The following is a 5,424-nucleotide window of genomic DNA, read 5'->3' on the forward strand; positions in this document are numbered from 1 at the left end:
GGCTGGCCGCCCGCGGCGCCGCCCCCGACGGGTTCACCGCGCACCCCGCCGCCGGGCCGATGCTGCTCGCCGCCGCCGTCGGCCTCCTCGTCGCCCTGCTCGGCGCCGTCACCGCCGCCCTGCGGGCCGGCCGGGTGCGCGCCGTCGAGGCGCTCGGCGACGCCGCCGCCGACCGGCGGGTCATGACCCCGCTGCGCTGGACCGGCGCGCTGCTCGGCCTGACCGCCCTGGCCGGCACCGTCGGCTACTACCTGGCCGCGCCCACCCTGCCCGCCGCCCCCGGCGACCAGCCCGCCGACCCCCAACTCGCCTCCCAGTGGGTCCTCGGCACCGACCTGCTCGCCATCACCGCGCTCGCCCTGTTCGCACCGGCCGTCGTACCGCCGCTGCTGCGGCTGCTCAGCGCCCCGCTCGCCCGGGCCGTCGCCGCCGCCCCGCTGCTCGCCCGGCAGAACGCCCTCACCGCCGTGCGCCGCACCGTCTCCACCGCCACCCCGGCCTTCCTCACCATCGCGCTCACCGGCACCGTGATCGGCTCCACCGCCGCCTTCGCCGACGCCATGACCGCCCAGAACCGGGCCACCGCCGCCGCCCGGTACGTGCTGCGCCCCGCCGCCGCCCCGCTGCCCGCCGACGCCGCCCACCGGCTCACCGCCGCCCGGCCCGGCCTGCACGCCACCGCCACCACCGCCACCGTGGTCACCGGACTCGGCGCCGCCGCCGCCGACTTCGACGACCACGGCGAGGACTCGCCCGCGAGCGCGCCGTCCGCCGCCACCGTCGTCGACGGCGACCTCGCCACCGCCTGGACCCTGCCCGCCGTCGACGGCAGCGCCGCCGACCTGCACGGCGCCACCCTCGCCGCCTCCACCGACCAGGTCCGCGGCCACGGCTGGAAGCTCGGCGACCAGGTCGGCCTGCGCCTCGCCGACGGCACCGTCACCAGCCTGCGGCTCGCCCTGGTCTACCGCACCCAGCTCGGCCTGGACGAGGTCCTGCTCAGCGGCGAGGCCGCCGCCGGCCACCTGGCGGACGCCCGCCCCGCCGCCGTCCACCTCGACGCCGAACCGGCCGACCGGCTCGGCGGCACCCTCACCGACGCCCGCGACCCCGGGCCCGACCCCGGCGCCCACTACGCCTGGATCGCCACCACCACGATCCTCGGGCCCGCCCTGCTCTACGCGCTGATCGCCATCGTCAACACCATGGTGATGAGCACCGCCGACCGCCGGCGCGACTTCGCCGTCCTGCGGCTGGCCGGGACGGTGCGCCGCCAGGTGACGTGGATGGTCGCACTGGAGGCCGTCCTGGTCGTCGCCACCGCCGCCCTGCTCGCCCTCGCCGTCACCGCGCTCACCCAGTACGGCACCACCGCGCTGCTCAACCACCGCGTCCTGGCCGGCCAGGCCGCCGTCGCCCTGCGACTGCCCTGGACCCCGCTCGCCGCGAGCACGCTCCTGTGCCTGCTGCTCGCCGTCGCCTCCAGCGTCCTCCCCACCCGCCTCGCCCTCACCACCCGGCCCCCGGCCCGCTAGCACGCCACCCAACGGCCCTACGGGGCCGGTCGGTTGCCCCTCCGGGAGCCTCCCGGAGGCCTCCCGGGCCGGCGCGGCGGGCCGTCCGGCGGGCCGCGCCCACGGCTCCCCGCGGGACGGGTTGTCGGTGGGGCGGGTGATGATAGGGGCTGTTTCGAGAGGCAGGACGGAAGGACACACCTGATGAGCTGGTGGCAGCAGCCACTGGTCGGCTTCGACCTGGAGACCACGGGCACCGACCCGGCCGTGGACCGCATCGTCACGGCCGCGCTCGTGGACACCGTCGGGGCCGCCCGGGTGGGCGCCGCGCACTGGCTGATCGACCCCGGGGTGCCGATACCCGCCGAGGCGGAGGCGATCCACGGGATCGGGGACGCGGTGGCGCGGAGCAAGGGCAGGCCGGCGAAGGAGGCGGTGGAGGAGATAGCCGCCGCGCTGTGCGAGCGGATCGCCGCCGGGCGGCCGGTGGTGGCGTTCAACGCGCCGTTCGACCTGTCGCTGCTCGACGCCGAGCTGCGCCGGTACGGGCTGGCGACGCTCGCCGAGCGCCTGGGCCGGCCGGTCGGGCCGGTGCTGGACGCGCTGGTGATCGACCGGGCCGTGGACAAGTACCGCAAGGGCTCGCGCACCCTGCAACGAGTCTGCGAGCTGTACGGGGTGGAGCTGACGGACGCCCACGAGGCGGGCAGCGACGCGCTGGCCGCCGTCCGGGTCGCCGTCGCGCTGGCCGGGCGCTACCCGGCCGAGGTGGGGGCGGTGCCGCTCGCGGAACTGCACCGCCGGCAGGTCGACTGGTACCGGCAGTGGGCCGAGGGCCTCCAGGCCTGGCTGCGCCGTGGCAAGGACCCGCAGGCGGTGGTCGACCCGCGCTGGCCCGCCCGGTGAGGCCGGCCGGCCGTGTCCCCGGGAGCACCTAGGCCTGGGCCCGGGCACCCTCCGGCGGGGGCACGATGGCGGCCTCGGCGGTGTCCGGCGCCAGCGGGTCGTAGCGGACGGTCAGCAGCTGTCCGACCCTCGGCGCGAGGTAGGCCTGGATGCGGATCGCGCAGACCAGGCTGCGCTGGACGCCGTCGGGGGTCGCGTAGCCGACGGTGAGCCGGAACTGGGGCTGGGCGTAGCCGCTCGGCTCGCCGGGCTGGACGGCGGTGACGGTGCCGGCGGTGCTCACCCCGTGGGCGGCGAGCCGGTCGGCGACCGTCCGGGCGGCGCGGTACGCGCGGTGCTGCGCGCGGAGCCGGGCCTCGGAGTGGACGACCAGCGGCAGGGTGAGCGCCGTCAGGATCACGAGGGCGGGCAGGGCGGGCCGGTACGGTCCGCCGGGGCCGAAGGCCGCGCCGAGCGGCCCGAGCAGCAGGGCGAGGAACAGCAGGCCGCCGGGGGGCAGCCGGCTCGGGGCCCCGGGCCCGGGGGCGCGGCCGACCCGGGACACCGCCAGCATGCCGGTCAGCCAGCAGAACAGGGCGCCGGCCCAGTACACCTGGGTGGTGGTCGAACCGAGGCAGAGCTGCCCGGTGCAGGACTCCGGTTCCCGGTAGGCGACCACCCCGGCCGCGAACAGCCGGCCGGCCACCGCGCACAGCGCCAGCAGGAACAGTGCCGCGAGCGCCCGGCCGAAGCCCAGCCGCGGTTCCAGGTACGGGAGTTGGTTGCTCGACGGAGGACCGGCAGTCATGCCCGGAGGCTAGTGCGACGGCTGGTGCGGGCGGTACGCGCGCCCGCCGTCCGGCCGGTGAACGAGGGGGAAACTCCGCGGCGGAAGGCCCGACGGCCCTACGCGGCCGGGAAGTCGAAGGTGTAGCCCTGGGCGACCAGCCAGGGCAGCAGCTGCTTGAGCGCGGCCACGGTCTGGCTGCGGTCGCCGCCCCCGTCGTGCATCAGGACCACGCCGCCGGGCTTGAGCTGCTTCTGCACGGCCGAGACGATCGCCGGCGTCCCCGGGCGGGCCCAGTCGCGCGGGTCGACGGACCAGCCGAGCGAGGACATCCCGAGGCTCGCGGTGATGTGCTCGTTGTCGGCGTTGAAGCCGCCGCCCGGGGCGCGGAACCAGCCGACCTCGGTGCCGGGGCCGCCCGCCTGGAGGATCATGTTCCGGGCGGCGGTGATCTCGTACTCGGCCTTGTCGTGCGGGAGCTTCGCGAACGGCTGCGGGTGGTGGACGCTGTGGTCGCAGAGCCGGTGGCCGGCTGCCAGGACGCGCTTGACCATGGCGGGGTTGGCGGCGGCGTTCTGGCCGATCTGGCAGAAGGTGGCCTTGGCGTGGTACTGGGCCAGCAGGTCCAGGATCTGGCCGGTGGCGGGGCCGGGGCCGTCGTCGAAGGTGAGCGCGACGGTGCGCCCGCCGGAGGCGGTGGAGCCGATCACGGTGCCCGCCCCGGTGCGCGGGGGCGGTGCGGCGGGCGAGGACGGGTCGGCGGCCGGTGCGGTCGGGGCGGCCGACGCGGTGGGCGTGGTGGAGAGGGGCGAGCCGGTGGCCGCCGACGGGCGCGGCTTGGCCGGCGCCGACGGGGAGGCCGAGGAGGGGGAGGCGGCCGGGGAGCCCGCGCCCGGCGGCACGGCGTCCGAGCCGGGGGTCGGCGTGAGGGCGGTCGCCACCGTCCCGCTCGGCCGGGTGTCGGCCGGGGACGCCGTCCCGGAGGGCGCCGCCGCGCTCGGCGGCTGGAGCGCCCCGCTGGCGGTTCCGCACGCGGCCAGCCCCAGGGCGGCGGCCACCGTGACACAGCCCGCGAGCAGCCGGCGCCGGGATCGGGACAGTCGGTTCGGGGCGGAGGGGCGGCGGGCGGTCCGGTGCATGGCGGCGGCTCCTGAGGTGCGAGTACGGTGCCGATCTCTCGGGTCAGGATGACTGTCCGATAGGACGCCGATCGTACGTGCACCGGTTGCCGACCGGACCGAACCGCCGTAAGAGTCTTCTCACACTCGCCCCGGTGGCGGCCCCGCGCCGCCGCGGGTACCGGAAGCGGCCGTCAGAACGGGTACCAGCGCACCTCGGCGGCCCCGTCCCGCAGCGAGTCGACCCGGCGCCGGAACTCCTTCAGCGCGGCCGGGTTGCTGGCCGCCTGCTGCGCCACCCAGGAGGCGCTGGCGGTCTCCCGGGCGCCGCGCAGCACCGTGAAGCCCGGCCACTCGCGCACGTCCCAGCCGTACGCCTCGGTGAACGCCCGGTACTCCTCGGCGGGCACGCCGTACCGGTCCTGGCTGAGCGCGAGGACCACCAGGTCGTGCTCGCGCAGGTCGTTCGCCATGAACTCCAGGTCGAGCAGGACCGGCCCGTCCGGGCCGACGTGGACGTTGCGCGGCAGCGCGTCGCCGTGGATCACCCCGGGGTGCAGCCGTGGGAGGAGGTCGGGCAGGGCGGCCTCGAAGGCGTCGCGGCGGTGGCGCAGGAAGGCGACGTCCGCCGGGTCGACGTGGCCCTCGGCGGAGGCCAGCCAGCGCTCGACCGGGGCCAGCAGGTCGCGCCGGCCGAGGGTGAAGGGCGGCGGCGGCAGCTGGTGCAGGGCGCGCAGCAGCGGGGCGAGGTCGACCGGGCGGGCGGGCCGGACGGCGGGCGCGAGCCGGTGCCAGAAGGTGACGGGGTGGCCGTCGGCCAGCTGCGGCTCGGGCGCCACCGCGTCGTACGGGCGGACCACCGGCACGTCCTGCCCGGCCAGCCAGTGGGCGAGCGCCAGCTCCCGGTGCGCCCGGTCGTACAGCTCGGGGCCGCGGCCGACCTTGGCGACCACGGCCGGGTCGCCGAGGTCGAAGACGGCGTTCTCGCCGAGCGCGAGCAGGGTGGCCCCGTCGGGGGCGGCCAGCCCGGCCGACTCGCAGGCCTGGGCGAGGAGCAGCCGGGCGCGGCCCTCGTCGAAGGGGATCATGACTGGGGTTCCCATTCCGCCGACGTTCATCC

5 protein-coding genes are annotated in these 5,424 nt (G+C 77.5%); 2 read left to right on the forward strand and 3 right to left on the reverse strand.

Annotation, left to right across the window (positions count from 1 at the left end):
• Together ACFU6K_RS30280 and ACFU6K_RS30285 are read left to right on the forward strand one after the other, a co-directional pair.
• Positions 1-1,535: FtsX-like permease family protein (locus tag ACFU6K_RS30280; protein ID WP_380668376.1), on the forward strand; the 1,535-nt coding region annotated here is incomplete at its 5' end.
• 183 nt (positions 1,536-1,718) lie between these two features.
• A complete protein-coding gene (locus ACFU6K_RS30285; RefSeq protein WP_380668378.1) occupies positions 1,719-2,420 on the forward strand; it encodes an exonuclease domain-containing protein in 702 nt (233 codons plus the stop codon).
• Between the two features lie 28 nt (positions 2,421-2,448).
• Here ACFU6K_RS30285 and ACFU6K_RS30290 read toward each other — a convergent pair whose 3' ends face one another.
• The 3 genes from ACFU6K_RS30290 to ACFU6K_RS30300 all read right to left on the reverse strand — a co-directional run bounded on the left by ACFU6K_RS30290 (position 2,449) and on the right by ACFU6K_RS30300 (position 5,407).
• The gene (locus ACFU6K_RS30290) at positions 2,449-3,207 is read right to left on the reverse strand and encodes a DUF3592 domain-containing protein (RefSeq protein ID WP_380668380.1); all 759 of its coding nucleotides are present in this window, start codon (positions 3,205-3,207) and stop codon (positions 2,449-2,451) included.
• 98 nt (positions 3,208-3,305) lie between these two features.
• Entirely contained in the window at positions 3,306-4,325 is a 1,020-nt protein-coding gene (locus tag ACFU6K_RS30295; protein WP_380668382.1) for a polysaccharide deacetylase family protein, read from the reverse strand.
• A gap of 173 nt (positions 4,326-4,498) precedes the next feature.
• Positions 4,499-5,407, reverse strand: coding sequence for a phosphotransferase enzyme family protein (locus tag ACFU6K_RS30300; protein WP_380668384.1), 909 nt, complete (start codon positions 5,405-5,407; stop codon positions 4,499-4,501).
• Between the last annotated feature and the right edge of the window lie 17 nt (positions 5,408-5,424).

The organism is Kitasatospora sp. NPDC057512 (assembly GCF_042802135.1).
GTDB lineage: Bacteria > Actinomycetota > Actinomycetes > Streptomycetales > Streptomycetaceae > Kitasatospora.

What these genes read in the sequence shown, in the direction of transcription:
- ACFU6K_RS30285 (WP_380668378.1), top strand. Translation starts at nt 1,719, where the DNA reads ATGAGCTGGTGGCAGCAGCCACTGGTCGGCTTCGACCTGGAGACCACG.
- ACFU6K_RS30290 (WP_380668380.1), bottom strand. Translation starts at nt 3,207, where the DNA reads ATGACTGCCGGTCCTCCGTCGAGCAACCAACTCCCGTACCTGGAACCG.
- ACFU6K_RS30295 (WP_380668382.1), bottom strand. Translation starts at nt 4,325, where the DNA reads ATGCACCGGACCGCCCGCCGCCCCTCCGCCCCGAACCGACTGTCCCGA.
- ACFU6K_RS30300 (WP_380668384.1), bottom strand. Translation starts at nt 5,407, where the DNA reads ATGGGAACCCCAGTCATGATCCCCTTCGACGAGGGCCGCGCCCGGCTG.